Origin of the sequence: Aequorivita sp. CIP111184 (genome assembly GCF_900489465.1) — a bacterium.
Classification (GTDB): Bacteria; Bacteroidota; Bacteroidia; order Flavobacteriales; family Flavobacteriaceae; genus Aequorivita.
Window position 1 is genome coordinate 293,091 of record NZ_UEFQ01000016.1, and the last position, 17,039, is coordinate 310,129.

Genomic DNA, 17,039 nt, shown 5'->3' on the forward strand with positions numbered 1-17,039 from the left:
TTTATAAATTTATTTTTGAGAATACATACTTCATTTCGGTCGCAATCTGCTCGCTGCGTTCCTTATAAACGTTCTCTTTTTGCGGAGTTCCATCTGAAATTTTTGGGTCTTTATACATTATGGAAATTCGTTTTTCCGATCCAGCAACAAATGGGCAACCAGCATCAGCCTGAGAGCAGGTCATTACTGCAGCAAAGCCACTTTTGGGGTTGGAATCGTCGTCATATTTTTTTGAAAAACCCAATATAGGTTCTTTGTCAATAGAATATTTAATGAGATAAACTGGGTTTTCTGCTGAGGTTTCTTTGGAAATTTGAAAGCCGGCATTTTTCAAAGTTTTCACTACCATTGGATAAACGGCTGTGGCTTCAGTACCACCAGAAAAGCAATTAATGTTTGGCACATCAAAATAATCCGCCATAGTCTGTGCCCAGATCTGTGCTAAATGACTTCGCCGCGAATTGTGCGTACAGATAAAGTTGAGAAAAATCGGTTGATTTTGCGTTGATTTACTTTTTATATAATCAATCAAAGGCTTAAGCAACCCTTTTCGTTCTTCAGACAGGGTTGCCGTGTCCAGCTTTTCGATATAATTTTTTAGTTCTTTGAACATTTCTGATTTATTATTTCCTAGCAGCAGCCTGACTTTGGAGAACAACAAGACTCTTCATTCTGCAAATCAGCCATTTTTAATTTTGCTTTTTCCTCTTTATTTCCCGCCTTTTCGGCATAAACAGTGATGCTGAAAATTCCTGTTGCAGCTTTGTTGAAAGTTTTCACTTCTTCCGAAGAAAGATATTTTTCAAGAATATCATCTGGAATTACAATAGGCTTCTCCTTTTGGATTTGTATATTTTGAAAACCTGAATCTTTTATAAATTGTAAGTATTCTGTTTTTTGAACAGCACCTGCAACACAACCTGCATACATTTCGGCATCTTCTTTTAAAGCATCGGGAAGATTTCCAACCAAAACAATATCGGATATACTAAAATGTCCGCCAGGTTTTAAAACTCGATATATTTCAGCGATTACTTTCTGCTTATTGGGAACGAGATTTAACACACAATTACTTACTATTACATCAGCAACGTCATTACTAACCGGCATTGCGTCAATATCCCCTTCACGGAATTCTACATTGTTATAGCCTAACTTTTCTGCATTTGCACGGGCTTTTTGCACCATTATTGGTGTAAAATCTACACCTATTACCTTTCCTTCACTTCCTGTCTCGTGGCGAGCTACAAAGCAATCATTACCAGCGCCAGACCCCAAATCGATCACGGTATCGCCTTTTTTTATTTTTGCAAATTGTGTTGGCAAGCCACAGCCCAATCCCAGATCTGCATCTTCTACATAACCGCCAGTTTCGGAATAGTCATCCATCATGATGTTATAAACTTTATTGGAAGGTGTTGTTGCACCACAACAGGAGGAAGCATTCTCTGCTTTGCCTTGTTCGGCAATTTTAGCGTATCTCTCTTTTACGATTTCTTTTAATTCTTGTTCGTTTTTCATTTTGAATGTTTTTTTACAATTAATATAAAATGTTTTAACAACAATTTTCTTTTGAAATATCTTGGTCCAAAAACTGTAACATTACAGCTTTCATTTTCGTCCAATTCTCAGTGTGGATGCAATAACAGATGCTGGTGCCTTCAATATTCCCCTTTATCAAACCAAGTGTTTTAAGTTCTTTTAAATGTTGGCTTATGGTAGGTTGGGCTAAGCCAATCTCTTCTACCAAATCTCCGCAGATGCAAGCATTTATCTTAAATAAATGTTGAAGAATAGCCACTCGGGCAGGATGCCCAAACGCCTTAGCAAAGGTCGATACTTGATTCTGTTGATCCGTAAATATTTCTGTTTTGGTAATTCCCATTATCGTTATATATATTTATTGCAATATTACGATTAAAGAATGAGTTGAATAGAAGAAATCTAAAAAAAATGTATAAAAAATTTTATTGATTGTCTTTTGGTTCTTCTTTCTTATAAAACCATTCAATTATAAAGCAGATGCAGATTATTCCCACTGAAATGGCTGCGCCCAAAAAGTTTGAGGAGGTTTGTTGTACAATTAAAACAATAAAGGCAATGGCTGACAGTAAAGCGCCGATCAAGCTAATAGTTTTAATGGCATTTATGGCTTCCGCTTTGCGGAAACTCACATAATTTACTACTGCGAAAATTAATAGAAAGCCAGCACTTCCCGATGTTGAAATACTTACGAGGTTCAGAAAATTTGCCATCAGTAATGTAAGTATTACCGTAATTAGTAATCCTATAGGTTTGTTCCAAAATTGGTCTGTAAAGGAATGGGGCAGTTCATCGTCTTCTGCAAGTTCATAACTTACCCTACTGCCGCCGTAAAGTGTAGCATTTATAGCCGAAAAAGTTGAAATAAGCGCAGCAACCGTCATAATGGTAAAGCCAATTTGCCCGATCATAGGCTTGGCGGCGGCGGCCAAAACGTAATCTTTTGCGGTGGCAATTTTATTAAAGCTTAAGGAACCCACCGTTACTAAGGCTATAATTATATAGAGCAAAACCACAAAGCCAACAGAAATAAAATACGCTCGGGGTACATTTTTCTTTTGGTTTTCCATATCGGGAACGGCATTGGCGATAAGTTCAAAACCTTCGTAGGCTACAAATATTACCATCCCACCTGTAAGAAGTTGCAACGGACTCTCCCAGTTTGCTGGATTCAGCTGACTGATGTTTGCATTTCCAAACAAGCCATAAACTCCAATCCCTGCAAAAGCCAATAAAATAAAAAGTTTTATGAAAACGGCAAGGCTTTCAATTTTACCAACAACTTTTAAGCTGTAATAATTTATAAGGGTTGCCAATAAAATAACACTGCTCACAAAAATATGAGTGTCTATAGACTTGGTGCCAGTAATAGAAATTAAATTGGGAGCATACGAACCAAACGCACTGGCATAAAGAGAGAGCATAATTATGTAGCTTATCCACAAGACGTTGTTGATGCCACCACTAAAAATACCTTTGCCAAATCCTTCATTTACAAACCGCACGGTTCCGCCTCTGTCTGGAAATGATAAAGATAGTTTGGAATAGCTATAAGCTGTAAACAAGGCTATAATTCCCGCAAACAGAAAGGCTACTGGAGTTCCTCCTTTTGCAAGTGAAACGGCCAAACCCAAAACCGCAAAAATTCCACCTCCTACCATTCCGCCAATACCTATAGCTATTGCGTCTTTTAGTTTTATAGTGTCTTTGGATTTTTTCAAATTGACTTTTATTTTCTTAAAAGCTTTTCAAAACAAACACTTTTTTCCACCCCAGCGTATTGGCCATAGTTATCCATAAATTTATAACCACTTTTTTTATAAAGCGAAATTGCTTCGGGCTGTTTTATGCCTGTTTCCAAAATACATTTTTTGTTGTCCAATTCCATCGCCCAAGTTTCAAGTTCTTGAAGAATTTTCAATGCAATTCCTTTCCCGCGTTGGTCTAGGGGAACAAACATGCGTTTCACTTCCATAACATTTAGTTCAAATTGTTTGATGGCGCCGCAACCAACTGCGCAGTTGCTTTCGTTATATGCAACAACTGTATATTTAATGGAATCTAATTTGTTGAATTGGTCGTAAAAAGGATGGTCTTCCCCATCGCGAATAGCGAGGTCTGCGTCGAGATGTTTTACCAACTCAATAAAATCCTTGTTTGTTGAATCTGTTCGTTTTAATTGAATCATTTACCGTAATTGTGAATTGGTTGGTTTGGTCTATTTAAATAAACGCTACTTAGAATCTAAAGATAATAAAGGTTTTTTATCTTAGCCAATTCCTAAAATATTTAAAATTTAATATTATTGTTTCCTTCCAAAATTTTTTTATGAAATACTACATAGCCTTTCTTCTTTCCTTTTTATTTTTCCTAAATGTTAATGCACAGCAAAAGGAACTGACCCTCAAAGATGCCGTGATGGAACAATACGGAAAGTTTTATCCTCAAAATATTAAAGGTTTTCAGTGGATTCCTGGGACAACTTCATATACTTTTCTTGAAAATAGAACTACACTTAAAAAAGGATATGCAGATAATAAAAACGAAACTGAAGATCTTTCAATCGCTGAAGTAAATAAAGCCCTAAGTTCTGATTTGAAAAATTTCTCTGAGTTGAGTTGGAAAAATAGCGATGCTTTCTATTTGACGGATAACAATTCCTATTACTTGTATGATTACTCACAAAAGAAAGGGCAACTAATTTCAAAAATTGACGCTTCCGCAGAAAACAGTACACTTCAAAAAGAAACTGGAAACATAGCATATACAGTCGATAACAACTTATATATTCAGAAAACTGATGGTTCGACTGTAACTGTCACCAAAAATTCGGATACAAATATTGTTTCGGGCCAAGCTATTGCTCGCAGCGAATTTGGGATTACAAATGGTATTTTCTGGTCACCTAAAGGAAATTTTTTAGCCTTTTACCAAAAAGATGAAACCGAGGTTTCAGATTATCCACTGGTAAACATCAATCCAACTCCGGGAGAATTAAATTCAATTAAGTATCCAATGGCTGGGCAGAAAAGTGAGCGTCCGAAAGTTGGTATTTATAATTTAGCGACACAACAAACAGTTTTTATCTCTCCTACTGGAAATGTTGACGATTACCTTACAAATCTATCTTGGGCGCCCGATGAAAAAAATTTGCTAATTGCCGAGCTGAATCGCGATCAAAACCATATGAAACTCCAGCTTTTCGATGCCACAACGGGAAAGTTGGTCCGCACAATTCTTGAAGAGAGGAATGATAGGTGGGTAGAGCCAGAACATCCGGCCTATTTTTATTCCAATTCTTCCGAAGACTTTATTTGGATGAGTGAAAAAGATGGTTTTATGAACCTATATCTGTGCAATACCACAAAAGGTTTCGTGAAACAGCTTACCAAAAATAAATGGGTAGCCGAAGAAATAGTGGGAAACAACAGCAAGGGAACTGAGGTTTATTTCTCTGGAACGGGCGAATCTCCTTTAGATACTAAAATGTATTCCGTGAGCATTTCTAACGGAAAACAAGCCTGTTTAACCCAAACTAGCGGCACTCACAATGCCAGTATGTCTACAGATGGAAAATATATTTTTGATCAATACTCAAATCATGAAACACCAAGCGTTGCGCAGGTATTGGATAACAGAGGAAAAACAATCCAAACTTTTGTAAAAGCAGAAAGCCCAATGGCAGAATATAAAATTGGAATAACCGAGATTGGAAAATTAAAGTCGCATGATGGTTTTGATCTTTATACGCGTTTAATAAAACCGTCCAATTTCGACCCAACGAAAAAATATCCAGTTTTAGTTTATGTTTACGGAGGCACGCATGCACAATTGATCACAAACGCTTGGAACGACGGCGCATCGCTCTGGATGAAATGGATGGCAGAACAAGGCTATCTCGTTTTCACTTTAGATGGAAGAGGTTCGGCAAACAGAGGTTTTGCTTTTGAAAGCGTAATCCACAGACAATTGGGCACTGAGGAATTGAAAGACCAATTAGTAGGTGTGGAATATTTAAAATCACTTCCCTATGTTGATTCAGATCGCTTGGCAATGCATGGCTGGAGTTTTGGAGGGTTTATGACAGTATCGATGATGTTGCGTAATCCTGGAGTTTTCACTACTGGTGTTGCTGGGGGACCAGTAACCGATTGGAAATATTACGAAGTAATGTACGGTGAGCGCTATATGGATACACCGCAGCAAAATCCAAAAGGCTACGAAATTGCAAGCTTACTGAACAAAACCCAAAACTTAACAGGGAAATTATTGACAATCCATGGATCGATAGACCCCGTTGTAGTCATGCAGCACGATTTATCTCTGATCAAATCTTTTGTCGAGAATGAAAAGCAAATGGACTTCTTCGTATATCCAATGCACGAACACAATGTACGCGGCAAGGATCGGGTACATTTAATGACAAAAGTACTTAACTACGTGATTGAGAATAATAAATAATAAGCAGAACACATGGACGCTGTTTAAACATTTTGAATTTTAATAGACCCAAAGAAGCAATTATTATCATTCCTTTTTTTCCAGAGGAGAATGGTCAAACTTTCCCTTTACGGTATTAAAACGAAGAATCCCAAAACCAATAATAGCTGAAATAAAGGAGCCGATCAAAATCCCAATCTTGGCAGAATCTATATATTCTGGACTGCTGTTAAAAGCGAGGCTGGCTATAAATATGGCCATTGTGAAGCCAATTCCCGCCAAAAATGAAACCCCTATTATTTGTTTGTTGCTAATATCTTCTGGCACATCGATGATCTTAAATTTTCTCGCCAAAAAGATAACTGTTGAAATACCGATACTTTTCCCCAAAATCAAACAGACCATAATATTCACTATTAAAGCAGTTTCCAATCCGCCATCACTATTTATAGCGACTCCGGCATTTGCAAGTGCAAAAATTGGTATTATTAAGTAAGCTACCCAATTGTGAAGTTTATGTTCCAAATGCTGTAAGGGTGATCTATATTTATCGGCCCAACCATCTAAATCATCTATGAGTTCCAATTGTTTAGGTGAAAGCACAGGTTTTTGAAGAATGGTACTCTCTTTTATTTTACCCACTATACTTTCCAATTGATTGGTAAACTCGTGGGTGCTTATTTTTTGTCTAACGGGAATGGCAAATGCCATCAAGATTCCAGCCAGGGTAGGATGTAGTCCCGCTTTTAAAAACAACAACCAAACTATAAATCCGGAAACTATGGTTAAAAATTCGAAATATAAACCCCTATAACTTAAGAAATAGATAATAGCCAATAATCCAAAGGCGGAACCTAATAAAACTAAATCCAAACTGCTACTATAAAAAATTGCAATTACCAATACCGCACCCAAATCGTCAACAATGGCGAAGGCCGTGAGAAATATTTTTAGACTTAAAGGCACCCGATTTCCAAGAACTTTTAAAATTGCCAACGAAAAAGCAATGTCTGTTGCCATTGGAATTCCCCAGCCTTTGAGTGTGTCTGGATTTTGATTCAGAATAACATATATAAGAACCGGAAGTACAATTCCGCCGATGGCCCCAAACAAGGGAAACATAATTTTTTTGGTCGAATTGAGCTCTCCAATTAAAAACTCTCTTTTGATCTCCAATCCAATCAAAAAGAAGAAAATAGCCATCAGCCCATCATTTACCCAAAGGATCAACGGTTTTTTAAGTTCAAAACTATCTGAGATAAACCCAATTTCATATTGCCAAAATGATTGATAACTTTCCGAAAAAGCTGAATTGGCCCATACCAAAGCAATGATTGTTGTTGCCAATAACAGAATTCCACTGGAACTTTGAAGGTTGACGAATTTTTGAAAAGGGGAGAGTAGTTTTTCTTTTATCATATATTTTTTTCGAACTGACAATATACGAAACCTTCAAACATTTTTTTTTAGTTAAACATTTTTAAATCATATTTAGAAACAAGAAACGTATCATACCACTGTGGAATACTGAGCGCTGATAACAGAATACTGCCTACTTTTTTTTATCTTTGCCCCTCGTAAAAAGAAAGCAAGAATATGTTCGATAATTTAAGCGATAAGCTGGACAAAGCACTGCACGTACTGAAAGGTCACGGCAGCATTACAGAAGTAAACGTAGCCGAAACTCTAAAAGAAGTGCGTCGCGCTCTTTTGGATGCCGATGTTAACTTCAAAACTGCCAAGGAATTTACCAATACTGTAAAGGAAAAGGCACTGGGCCAAAACGTACTTACTACGTTGCAACCAGGCCAATTAATGGTGAAATTGGTGAAAGATGAACTTACCGAATTGATGGGTGGGGAAACTGCCGGAATCAATTTAAGCGGCACGCCAACGGTAATATTAATGTCTGGTCTTCAGGGTAGTGGTAAAACCACTTTCTCTGGAAAACTTGCCAATTATTTAAAAACGAAAAAAGCAAAAAAACCGCTTCTTGTTGCTTGTGATATTTACCGTCCTGCGGCAATAAATCAATTACACGTAGTGGGAGACCAAATTGGTGTTGAGGTTTACAGTGAACCCGAAAATAAAAACCCAGTTCAAATTGCCCAAAACGCAATAACCCACGCTAAGCAAAACGGCTTTAATGTTGTGATTGTAGATACTGCTGGTCGTCTCGCCATAGATGAAGCGATGATGGCTGAAATTGCAAATGTTCACAAAGCAATCAATCCACAGGAAACACTATTTGTGGTTGATGCAATGACGGGACAGGATGCTGTAAATACTGCAAAAACTTTTAATGAAAGGTTGAATTTTGACGGTGTTGTACTTACAAAATTAGATGGTGATACTCGTGGGGGTGCCGCAATTTCCATTAAAAGTGTTGTTGATAAGCCTATTAAATTCATTGGTACCGGTGAAAAGATGGATGCCATTGACGTGTTTCACCCAGCCCGTATGGCCGACCGTATTTTGGGGATGGGAGACGTTGTTTCGCTTGTTGAAAGAGCACAAGAACAATTTGATGAAGAGGAAGCCAGAAAACTTCAGAAAAAAATTGCGAAAAACCAATTCGGGTTTGATGATTTCCTTAACCAAATTCAGCAGGTTAAGAAAATGGGAAGCATGAAAGATCTGGTGGGAATGATTCCTGGCGCCGGAAAAGCACTAAAAGATGTTGATATTGATGATGACGCCTTCAAAGGAATTGAAGCAATAATCCATTCAATGACACCAACTGAAAGAACACAACCATCAGTAATAAACGGTAGTCGCAAAAAACGAATTGCTTCAGGTAGTGGAACGAGTGTTCAGCAAGTAAATCAATTGCTAAAACAATTCGATCAAATGAGCAAAATGATGAAGATGATGCAAGGCGGCGGCGGAAGAAAGATGATGCAGGCAATGGGGAAGATGAGGTAAGTTTTTAAGATGTCATTTCGAGCACAATCGAGAGTTTTTAATATTTAATTGTAGGAAGTATGACCATTTTAGATGGAAAAAAAATAAGTAACGACATAAAAAACGAAATTGCTGCCGAAGTCGATAAGATGAAAGCCAATGGCGAAAAAGTACCACATCTTGCAGCGATCATTGTGGGAAATGATGGCGCTAGCCTTACATACGTTGGAAGCAAGGTTAAGGCCTGCGAACGGGTTGGTTTCGAATCAACATTGGTTAAAATGCCAGATACTACCAGCGAATTAGAATTATTAAAAAAGATTAAAGAACTTAACGAAGACGACAATATTGACGGTTTCATCGTTCAGCTTCCATTACCTCCACAAATTGATACACAAAAAGTTTTGCTTACGGTAGACCCTTCAAAAGATGTGGATGGTTTCCATCCTGAAAACTTTGGAAAAATGGCTTTAGATATGAGTACTTTCATTCCAGCTACACCTTTTGGTATTCTGGAATTATTGCAAAGATATAATGTAGATACTAAGGGAAAACACACCGTAGTTATTGGAAGAAGCCATATTGTTGGTCGCCCCATGAGTATTTTAATGAGCCGAAAAGGATGGCCTGGAAATAGTACCGTAACTTTAACACACAGCAATACAAAAAACATTGCTCAAATAACTACGCAAGCAGATATCATTATTTCAGCATTGGGAGTTCCAAACTTTTTAAAAGCTGAAATGGTAAAGGATGATGTAGTTATTATTGACGTAGGGATTACTAGAGTAGAAGATCCAACCCATCCAAAAGGATATGTTATTACAGGAGATGTTGATTTTGAAAACGTTAGTAAAAAGGCTTCCTATATAACTCCCGTCCCTGGTGGAGTAGGACCGATGACCATTGCAATGCTTCTGAAAAATACACTCTTGGCAAGGGAACAACGAAAAGTTTAAGCTTTTTCAGTATTTCCCAATCTCCAATCCAAATATTTATGGAGGTCAGTTTCTATCCAGCCCATACTGATGGAGAGAACAGCCAAGTCATCAATATACCCAATTCCTGGAATGAAATCTGGAACTAAATCAAAAGGGTTAAATACGTATAGTAAAGCAACAACAATTGAAGCAATAGTAAACCACGGAACGCTTGTGTAATTACCCTTCTTAACATCTTTCAACATTGCAAACATAATTTTTCCGAGTTCGGCATATTTGCGCAAAGGACTCGCATTGCTCAGTTTTTCTGAAATAGCTTCTTCATTGTCCATCACTATTTCAACATCTTCATCCTTAATTTTAGTCACTTTTTCCTCAACGTAATTTTGGTTGACTTTGGAGTCCATCATCGCGATGTTTGAAGAGTCTTTATTTTTCTTTTTTCCGAAAATCATAATCTTTATTTTTATTTAAAAGTAATGAATGGAAATTCGAATACATTTAAAATTATGTTATAAATACTGATGAAGCTACAAATAAATTATTGGGGAAATAAATTCACACTGCTTGTTCATCGTTGGTTATATCTTCTTTCCCGTATTCTTTCCTGTAGTTACGAACAATCACCATAAAAAGACTTATAAGCAATGGGCCAAAGATTAACCCTAAAAAACCAAATAGCGGTACTCCTACAATCACCCCAACAAGTGTAATAAGTGGGTGAACATTATCAAGCTTTTTAAGTACGTAAAGGCGAATTATATTATCCGTTGAGCCCACAACTACAAAACCATAAATAAGAATTCCCCAGGCCTGAAAACTATGGCCTGTTGAAAGCGTGAGCACAAAAACAGGTAGTATTCCAATCAATGTCCCAACAAAGGGAATCATGCTACCAATGGTTACAATAACGAACCAAAAGAAAGGGTCTTCAATTCCGAAAATAAGAAAACCAATAAGAGCCACAACCCCTTGGGCTAATGCCACCAAAGGAATTCCCAGCGCATTGGAACGAACCATTGTCTGCACTTCAGAACCTATTTCTTTTAAATTTTCACGATTCATAGGGATGTACTCCTTCAAAGACTCTCTTAAATCGGTACGATTTATAAACATATAATAGAGCATAAAATACATCAAACCAATTGCAATAAAAGCATTAAAAGTACCACCAGCTAAATTTTGGAGATTTTCAGAAAGCCACCCTGTTATTGCTCCAGGATCAATTTGTGAATTGAGATCATATCCTATCTTATCTTCCATTTTGCCCAACTGTTCCTTTAGCGCATTAACTACTTCTTCAGAGTTCTGAACGGCTTTTCCAATTTTGTTAGTGAGCATTAAAATTATTCCGGCAATAGGTATAAGAATTAAAAAAAAGGAGATTACCATTAAAACCGTTGCTGCCAAGGACGGGTTCCATTTTTTCTTATTAACCAATGTTGCCATCCATTTACGCATAAGAACATAGATGGTTACAGCACCCAAAACTCCAGTGAGATATGGAAGGAGTTCTCTAAAAATGAGACTGCCCATTAATAAAATGAGCAAGATTACAAATATTTGACGTATTAACTGAGCGGGTATATGTTTGATCATTTAGCGAATAATTGAGTTAGATCTTCAAATGCTTTAAATTCTAATGCATTTCCTGCCGGATCTTTAAAAAACATTGTGGCCTGTTCGCCTACCTGTCCTTCAAAGCGGATATATGGGGCTATGATGAAGGTAATGTTTTTTTGAATTAGTTTTTCCGAAAAATCCCTAAAGGTTTTCATATCTAACACTACTCCGAAATGTGGTATCGGCACTTCTTTGCCGTCAACAGGATTTATAATTTCTTTTAATTTGGGGTTTTCTTCTTTCAAGTGAATAACAAGCTGGTGCCCAAAAAAGTCAAAATCTACCCAATGGTCACTACTTCTCCCTTCAGGAAGTTCAAGGACATCTCTATAAAATTTTCTGTTATCTTCCAAATTGTCCACTGGAATTGCTAGGTGGAACGGTCTCAATTGATTGCTCATTAATTGTTTCTTAAAGGTAGGATTAGTTCTTTCTTTTTCATTTTTGAACGACCCTCAATGCCAACGTTTTTTGCTTGTTCGTATAGCTCTTTTTTGGTCCATTTGTTATAAGGCTTAGCTTCACCGTCTTTTATTTCCAGAATTGGGAGCGTTTGCAATGAGAGCAGACTATTTTTTGCTATATCTTTTATCCCGCAATGCCTCCTACTGGTCTTCATTTATGATTCTTTGATTTGGCATAGTAATAATAATTTTTAAACATGAAACCCTCTAAAAAAACAGAGGGTTTAAAATTAATATTTATGTTTGATCTGTATCTTTTCTATTTTTAAGAAGGCCAATACCTGCAAAGAAGAATACTATACCCAATATAATCAACGCCCAAGGGCTCATCCCAACGTTGAAACTTCCAAATGCGCCAAGAACGCCCATTACTAAACCAATACCTCCTGCAATGGTTAAAATGAAACCTAAAATCTTAATCATAATTCAATTATTTTGATGGTTAATTGGATTAAAATTAAAGGAAAGCATTCATATGATAATGAATGTTAACAAAACCTTTGCAGGCGAAAATTATTTAGCTGAAGGTTCCCAACCTATCATAAAATATTTAAATGGAGCGTTATCAGGAATTTGGCTTGCTTCAACTTTTAAATCCATGTTGTAGCGAAGCTCTTCCGGAAGACTTTTTTTGTCAATAGTTAAATATACATCTGTTTCTTTCAAAAATATTACAACAGCATTAATAGTAGTTTCAATATTGTCTATGGTGTAATTTGCCTTAACATCCTTCCAAGTACTTGCAGGGTTTAGACCTTTTTCAGTTTTATATCTGGAATCAAAAACTTGTATGTTTTTTATAGTTGAATTAGGGTCTGTTTCATCTTCTGGACCTAATAACAATAGTTTTGTTCCACCTTTCCCTTTTTCATATATTTCAACTTCGCCCTGTGTTTCCAAAGCATTGGGAGAAGAGTTTATTTTTACAATAGAATCTGATGCAAAGATGGAATCGATTTGCTTGATTTTTATTTCATTGTTCAATTTTCCAATTGAGCCATTTTTAATTAAAAAAGGATCGCTGTCCTTTCCGCATTGTACAAAAGCAAGTGAAACTATTCCAATTATTAAAAGTGTCTTTTTCATTTATATTATTTAGTTATTGAATTATTAAATTTTTTTTTAAAAAATCACCGCATCATTTTTCCTAAAATTCCCAATACACTACGAATTACAGTCGGGCTGGAAAGTGTTTTTATCCAAGGATTTGAAGTGCTCCTGCGCCTTGATGAACTGCGGCTAGAAGTAGTTTTTCTTGCAGCCTCTTTTTCGTTTTGAGCTTTTTCTTTTGCTTCTTCTTTGTTGGCTATCTCTATTTTTTCAGTCAACATTTCATAAGCACTTTCGCGGTCAGTTACTTCGTTGTATTTAGGGATAAGTTTTGAAGTTATCAATAAATCTTTTAATTCTCCATCGGTCAAAATATCCATGCGGCTCATGGGGGCACGTAACATTGTTCGTGCTAAGGGAGTAGGGATTCCTTTCTCATTCAAAGCACTTACCAAAGCTTCCCCAATTCCCAAAGCTGTTAATACTTCGTCTGTTTTATAATAGTCTGAAAGCGGATAGTTTTCCGCTGTCAATTTGATGGCTTTTCGGTCTTTTGCCGTAAATGCTCTTAGTGCATGTTGAATTTTCAACCCCAACTGACTTAAAACAGCATCAGGAACATCTGTGGGATCTTGGGTTACAAAATAAAGCCCGACCCCTTTGGAGCGTATTAATTTTACAATGCTTTCTATTTGGTTGAGCAGTGCGCTGCTGGCTTCGTTGAAAATTAAATGAGCTTCATCAATAAAGATCACTAATTCCGGTCTGCCGCTATCTCCTTGCTCTGGAAAGGTTGCGTAAATTTCGGCCAAAAGGCTCAACATAAATGTAGAAAAAAGCTTCGGGCGGTCCTGAATATCTGTCAAACGAAGGATGTTGATATAACCCATCCCGTTTTCGTCTACTCGAAGCAAATCGTCTGTATCAAATGATTTTTCACCGAAAAAGAGATCGGCGCCTTGTTGTTCCAATTCTACCACTTTCCGAAGAATGGCACCTGTTGACGAAGAAGAAATGCGTCCATAAGCATCAGCAAACTCCTTTTTACCCTCATCGGTGGTGTATTGCAATATTTTTTTGAAATCTTTTAAATCGAGAAGGGGCATTTTGTTGTCGTCGCAATACTTAAAAATTACAGAAACAATACCCGATTGTGCGTCACTCAAATCAAGTATTCGCGAGAGCAAAACTGGTCCAAATTCACTCACGGTAGCGCGAAGACGAACGCCTTCTTGGTCTGAAAGTGAAAGTATTTCGCATGGAAATTTTTTAGCTTCATACGGAAAGCCGATGGCTGCGTGACGTTCTTCAATTTTCGCATTGTTGGCTCCCGGTTCGGCAATTCCACTCAAATCACCTTTTATATCCATCAAAAGTACTGGAATCCCTTTTTCAGAAAGGTTTTCGGCAATTATCTGTAGCGTTTTTGTTTTCCCAGTTCCAGTTGCACCGGCAATCAGTCCGTGGCGGTTTAGAGTTTTTAGGGGAATTTTTACGTAGGCATCTTTTACAGTTTCGCCATCAAGCATCGCGGCACCAAGGTTTATGAAATCCCCTTTTGTGGTATAGCCGCCGTTTATATAATCGAAAAAAGCTTGCTTGTCTGCCATCTTTTAAATTTTATTCAAAAGTAGCAATTGTAAAGAAGTCAGCGAAATATCCTAAAGAATTTATGAAAAGTATTATTGTACCAACACCACCCCAATATTCATAAAATCTGCCTTTAGGTTAGCAGCACCGCTGTTGTCTAAATAATATTGCACATCTATAATATCGTTTGCGCTAAATGCTGCCTGAAATACGCCGGAAGTGCCCCAATACTCACTGGCACTGGGTATGTAGGCAAATCCTCTTGAAAAATAACCGTATCTAAGGGTGGTGTTTCTGAAGATGGCAATTATAAATTTTCTAGCGCTACCAGATGTTCCGCCATCAAAATTTTGAACGCTTAATCCTGCGGAAAATTGATAAACACCATCTACTTTAACTTTAATCTTACCATCTCCCATTACCTCAAAAACATCCGTATCTATACTTTTAATCTCGCTAGCTGCTGCCCCAATTATAAAATTATTAAAGGTGCTATTCCCTTTAATTGTTTCTGACCCCGAGAAATCACGGTAGAGTGTCAATGATGAAAGGGTGGCGCGTAATTGATTTTTCCACGTTGTGCCGTTGAAAACGAAAATTGTATTGGTTGTAATATTAAAAATTGTAGCTCCTTTTAATGGTGTTGGTATGGCTAGCATTTGTGCGTTGTTCATTCTTGGAGGAACAAAGGCTGCCGTAGTACTTTCAATTTCAAAAGCAGAGCCGTCATCGGGGCTTGTTGTTCCTATACCCACTTGGGCGTGTGCTTTAATAACGAAACTAAAAATTAAAATAAAAAATAATAATCTTTGAACAAATTGAGGAGGGGATATCATCTTTGGGGAGAACTTTAAGGGAATTTGGTTTTTAAAATAAAATGGAAAAATATAATTATCAAATAAATAAAAGAAAGACGTGTTCTCTTTTCATTCAAGTTTTCGACTATTATACATTTAAATCAGATTATCTGTATATGGAGGCTAAACGACTCAGTAATTTTAAGGTATTTAATTAAAACTTTGGCGAGTATATAAACTTCTCTTTTTCTACCTTTGCAGCCTATGAAAGAGGAAACTAAAATGTTAGTTGAAAAGGGAGAAATGCTTCCATTAATGGAAGAATTCTATACCATTCAAGGAGAAGGATTTCATAAAGGTACGGCCGCTTATTTTATAAGAGTTGGCGGTTGTGATGTGGGTTGCCATTGGTGCGATGTTAAGGAAAGTTGGAATGCAAAATTGCATCCGCCAACAGCAATTGGAGAAATTGTTGAAAATGCTGCAAAACATTCAAAAACTATTGTGATTACGGGGGGAGAACCACTTACTTGGGATATGAAACCTCTGACCGAAATGCTCAAAAAACAGGGAATGCAGACGCACGTAGAAACTTCTGGCGCCTATAAACTAACCGGAATTTGGGATTGGATTTGCCTATCACCAAAAAAAATGAAGTTGCCTACAGAAGAAGTTTATAAAGCCGCGAATGAATTGAAGGTAATTGTTTTCAATAAGGATGATTTCCGATTTGCGGAAGAACAGGCCTCAAAAGTAAACAAAGATTGTATCTTATACTTACAGCCCGAATGGAGTAAACGCGAAAAAATGAGCCCACTGATTGTAGATTATGTAATGCAAAACCCCCAATGGAAAGTTTCATTACAAACACATAAATATCTTAATATTCCTTAAATATATTTAAGGTTTTTTAAAGGGAATTTCTACGTAATGGTCGTCCCAACCTATCATCAAGATTGTTCCTTTGCTGTCTGTTTTAAAAATCATTGACAGCGATTCAATTGGTGCGGCCGCTTGTTCACATGGAACAGTAATTCTAGCAACATCTTTTTCTTTTTTATAGCTGAAAGCGCCCCAAACATTAGTGTCGCTATTTACAATAATGGTCCAATTTTCTTCATCCGGAATTGTGTAAAGTGTATATGTTCCGGGTTTTAAAAGTGTATTTCCAAATTTTAAAGGGGTATAAATAGTTAATTCCGTAGCTTCATTAGCGCCAGTGCGCCATACTTCGCCATAAGGTACTAATCCTCCAAAAATATCACGACCTTTTTTCTGTGGGCGACTATAAATAACTCTAGCCAAGGGTAAACTTTTTTTATCAACACGTGCCATAGAAAGATCCATTGGGGAGGAATCCATATCTGGAAAACTCTGTGCTTGTAAATTTTGAAAAGCCAAAGAAGAAAAAGCAATAAAAACTATTAAGATTATTTTTTTCATAAATAGAGGATTTTAAAAAAGCTAATTACCGATTCTAAAATAGAACGAATAGTTAAGCGAAAAGTTTAAATTAAATTAAAATTCAATAAATTTTATATTGTAAAACGTTTAATAGGTCGAAAATAGTGCGCAACTATTACGCCAAGTTCTGAATCTGTTTATTTAGGCTTGAAATTTGGCGTTTTTCCACAGTAACTTGTTAATAACTTACGGCTTATAAATTGCCGAAACCCTTAATTTTATTG

Annotated in this window: 19 protein-coding genes; 4 read left to right on the forward strand and 15 right to left on the reverse strand. The window is 36.8% G+C overall.

Annotation, left to right across the window (positions count from 1 at the left end):
* Position 1 precedes the first annotated feature (1 nt).
* The 5 genes from AEQU1_RS07225 to AEQU1_RS07245 form a co-directional block, all read right to left on the reverse strand.
* Positions 2–613 (reverse strand): low molecular weight phosphatase family protein, encoded by a 612-nt coding sequence (locus tag AEQU1_RS07225; RefSeq protein WP_111880051.1) that lies wholly within the window; start codon positions 611–613, stop codon positions 2–4.
* 17 nt (positions 614–630) lie between these two features.
* Positions 631–1,521, reverse strand: a complete 891-nt coding sequence (locus AEQU1_RS07230; RefSeq protein ID WP_111879954.1) for an arsenite methyltransferase — start codon at positions 1,519–1,521, stop codon at positions 631–633.
* A gap of 34 nt (positions 1,522–1,555) precedes the next feature.
* On the reverse strand, positions 1,556–1,885 hold the full coding sequence (locus AEQU1_RS07235; protein ID WP_111879956.1) for a helix-turn-helix transcriptional regulator: 330 nt from the start codon (positions 1,883–1,885) through the stop codon (positions 1,556–1,558).
* 82 nt (positions 1,886–1,967) lie between these two features.
* Positions 1,968–3,263 carry an APC family permease gene (locus tag AEQU1_RS07240; RefSeq protein WP_258455205.1) on the reverse strand — a complete coding sequence of 432 codons (1,296 nt, stop codon included), beginning with the start codon at positions 3,261–3,263 and terminating at the stop codon, positions 1,968–1,970.
* Between the two features lie 8 nt (positions 3,264–3,271).
* Positions 3,272–3,730, reverse strand: a complete 459-nt coding sequence (locus tag AEQU1_RS07245; RefSeq protein WP_111879959.1) for a GNAT family N-acetyltransferase — start codon at positions 3,728–3,730, stop codon at positions 3,272–3,274.
* Positions 3,731–3,870: 140 nt separating this feature from the next.
* On the opposite strand from AEQU1_RS07245, the gene AEQU1_RS07250 reads away from it, so the two are divergent.
* Entirely contained in the window at positions 3,871–6,003 is a 2,133-nt protein-coding gene (locus AEQU1_RS07250; protein ID WP_111879961.1) for a DPP IV N-terminal domain-containing protein, read from the forward strand.
* A gap of 66 nt (positions 6,004–6,069) precedes the next feature.
* On the opposite strand, the gene nhaA is transcribed toward AEQU1_RS07250, so the two are convergent.
* Positions 6,070–7,401, reverse strand: coding sequence for a Na+/H+ antiporter NhaA (gene nhaA / locus AEQU1_RS07255; RefSeq protein ID WP_111879962.1), 1,332 nt, complete (start codon positions 7,399–7,401; stop codon positions 6,070–6,072).
* A gap of 177 nt (positions 7,402–7,578) precedes the next feature.
* On the opposite strand from nhaA, the gene ffh reads away from it, so the two are divergent.
* Positions 7,579–8,907: a signal recognition particle protein gene (gene ffh, locus AEQU1_RS07260; protein ID WP_111879964.1), complete on the forward strand. Its 1,329-nt coding sequence runs from the start codon at positions 7,579–7,581 to the stop codon at positions 8,905–8,907.
* A gap of 59 nt (positions 8,908–8,966) precedes the next feature.
* Entirely contained in the window at positions 8,967–9,845 is an 879-nt protein-coding gene (locus AEQU1_RS07265; protein WP_111879965.1) for a bifunctional 5,10-methylenetetrahydrofolate dehydrogenase/5,10-methenyltetrahydrofolate cyclohydrolase, read from the forward strand.
* Here the strand turns inward: AEQU1_RS07265 and AEQU1_RS07270 are convergent.
* The 8 genes from AEQU1_RS07270 to AEQU1_RS07305 all read right to left on the reverse strand — a co-directional run bounded on the left by AEQU1_RS07270 (position 9,842) and on the right by AEQU1_RS07305 (position 15,309).
* Complete coding sequence (locus tag AEQU1_RS07270) at positions 9,842–10,282, reverse strand: YkvA family protein (RefSeq protein ID WP_111879967.1); 441 nt, start codon at positions 10,280–10,282, stop codon at positions 9,842–9,844. The two genes, AEQU1_RS07265 and AEQU1_RS07270, sit on opposite strands and share 4 nt — an antisense overlap.
* A 103-nt stretch (positions 10,283–10,385) precedes the next feature.
* Positions 10,386–11,426 carry an AI-2E family transporter gene (locus AEQU1_RS07275; RefSeq protein WP_111879969.1) on the reverse strand — a complete coding sequence of 347 codons (1,041 nt, stop codon included), beginning with the start codon at positions 11,424–11,426 and terminating at the stop codon, positions 10,386–10,388.
* On the reverse strand, positions 11,423–11,851 hold the full coding sequence (locus AEQU1_RS07280; protein ID WP_111879970.1) for a VOC family protein: 429 nt from the start codon (positions 11,849–11,851) through the stop codon (positions 11,423–11,425). Before AEQU1_RS07280 ends, AEQU1_RS07275 begins: the two co-directional genes overlap by 4 nt.
* Positions 11,851–12,069, reverse strand: coding sequence for a Rho termination factor N-terminal domain-containing protein (locus tag AEQU1_RS07285; RefSeq protein ID WP_408730899.1), 219 nt, complete (start codon positions 12,067–12,069; stop codon positions 11,851–11,853). The genes AEQU1_RS07280 and AEQU1_RS07285 overlap by 1 nt, the downstream gene beginning before the upstream one ends.
* 82 nt (positions 12,070–12,151) lie before the next feature.
* Positions 12,152–12,337 (reverse strand): hypothetical protein, encoded by a 186-nt coding sequence (locus AEQU1_RS07290; protein WP_111879972.1) that lies wholly within the window; start codon positions 12,335–12,337, stop codon positions 12,152–12,154.
* A gap of 90 nt (positions 12,338–12,427) precedes the next feature.
* Positions 12,428–13,000 carry a hypothetical protein gene (locus tag AEQU1_RS07295; RefSeq protein WP_111879973.1) on the reverse strand — a complete coding sequence of 191 codons (573 nt, stop codon included), beginning with the start codon at positions 12,998–13,000 and terminating at the stop codon, positions 12,428–12,430.
* 44 nt (positions 13,001–13,044) lie between these two features.
* Positions 13,045–14,574 carry a helicase HerA-like domain-containing protein gene (locus tag AEQU1_RS07300; protein ID WP_111879975.1) on the reverse strand — a complete coding sequence of 510 codons (1,530 nt, stop codon included), beginning with the start codon at positions 14,572–14,574 and terminating at the stop codon, positions 13,045–13,047.
* A 72-nt stretch (positions 14,575–14,646) separates the two neighbouring features.
* Positions 14,647–15,309 carry a hypothetical protein gene (locus AEQU1_RS07305; RefSeq protein WP_146743730.1) on the reverse strand — a complete coding sequence of 221 codons (663 nt, stop codon included), beginning with the start codon at positions 15,307–15,309 and terminating at the stop codon, positions 14,647–14,649.
* A 306-nt stretch (positions 15,310–15,615) separates the two neighbouring features.
* Between AEQU1_RS07305 and AEQU1_RS07310 the strand changes: the two genes are divergently transcribed.
* Positions 15,616–16,245 (forward strand): 7-carboxy-7-deazaguanine synthase QueE, encoded by a 630-nt coding sequence (locus AEQU1_RS07310; RefSeq protein WP_111879978.1) that lies wholly within the window; start codon positions 15,616–15,618, stop codon positions 16,243–16,245.
* Positions 16,246–16,251: 6 nt separating this feature from the next.
* On the opposite strand, the gene AEQU1_RS07315 is transcribed toward AEQU1_RS07310, so the two are convergent.
* Positions 16,252–16,794: a DUF2911 domain-containing protein gene (locus AEQU1_RS07315; protein ID WP_111879979.1), complete on the reverse strand. Its 543-nt coding sequence runs from the start codon at positions 16,792–16,794 to the stop codon at positions 16,252–16,254.
* Positions 16,795–17,039: the final 245 nt, after the last annotated feature.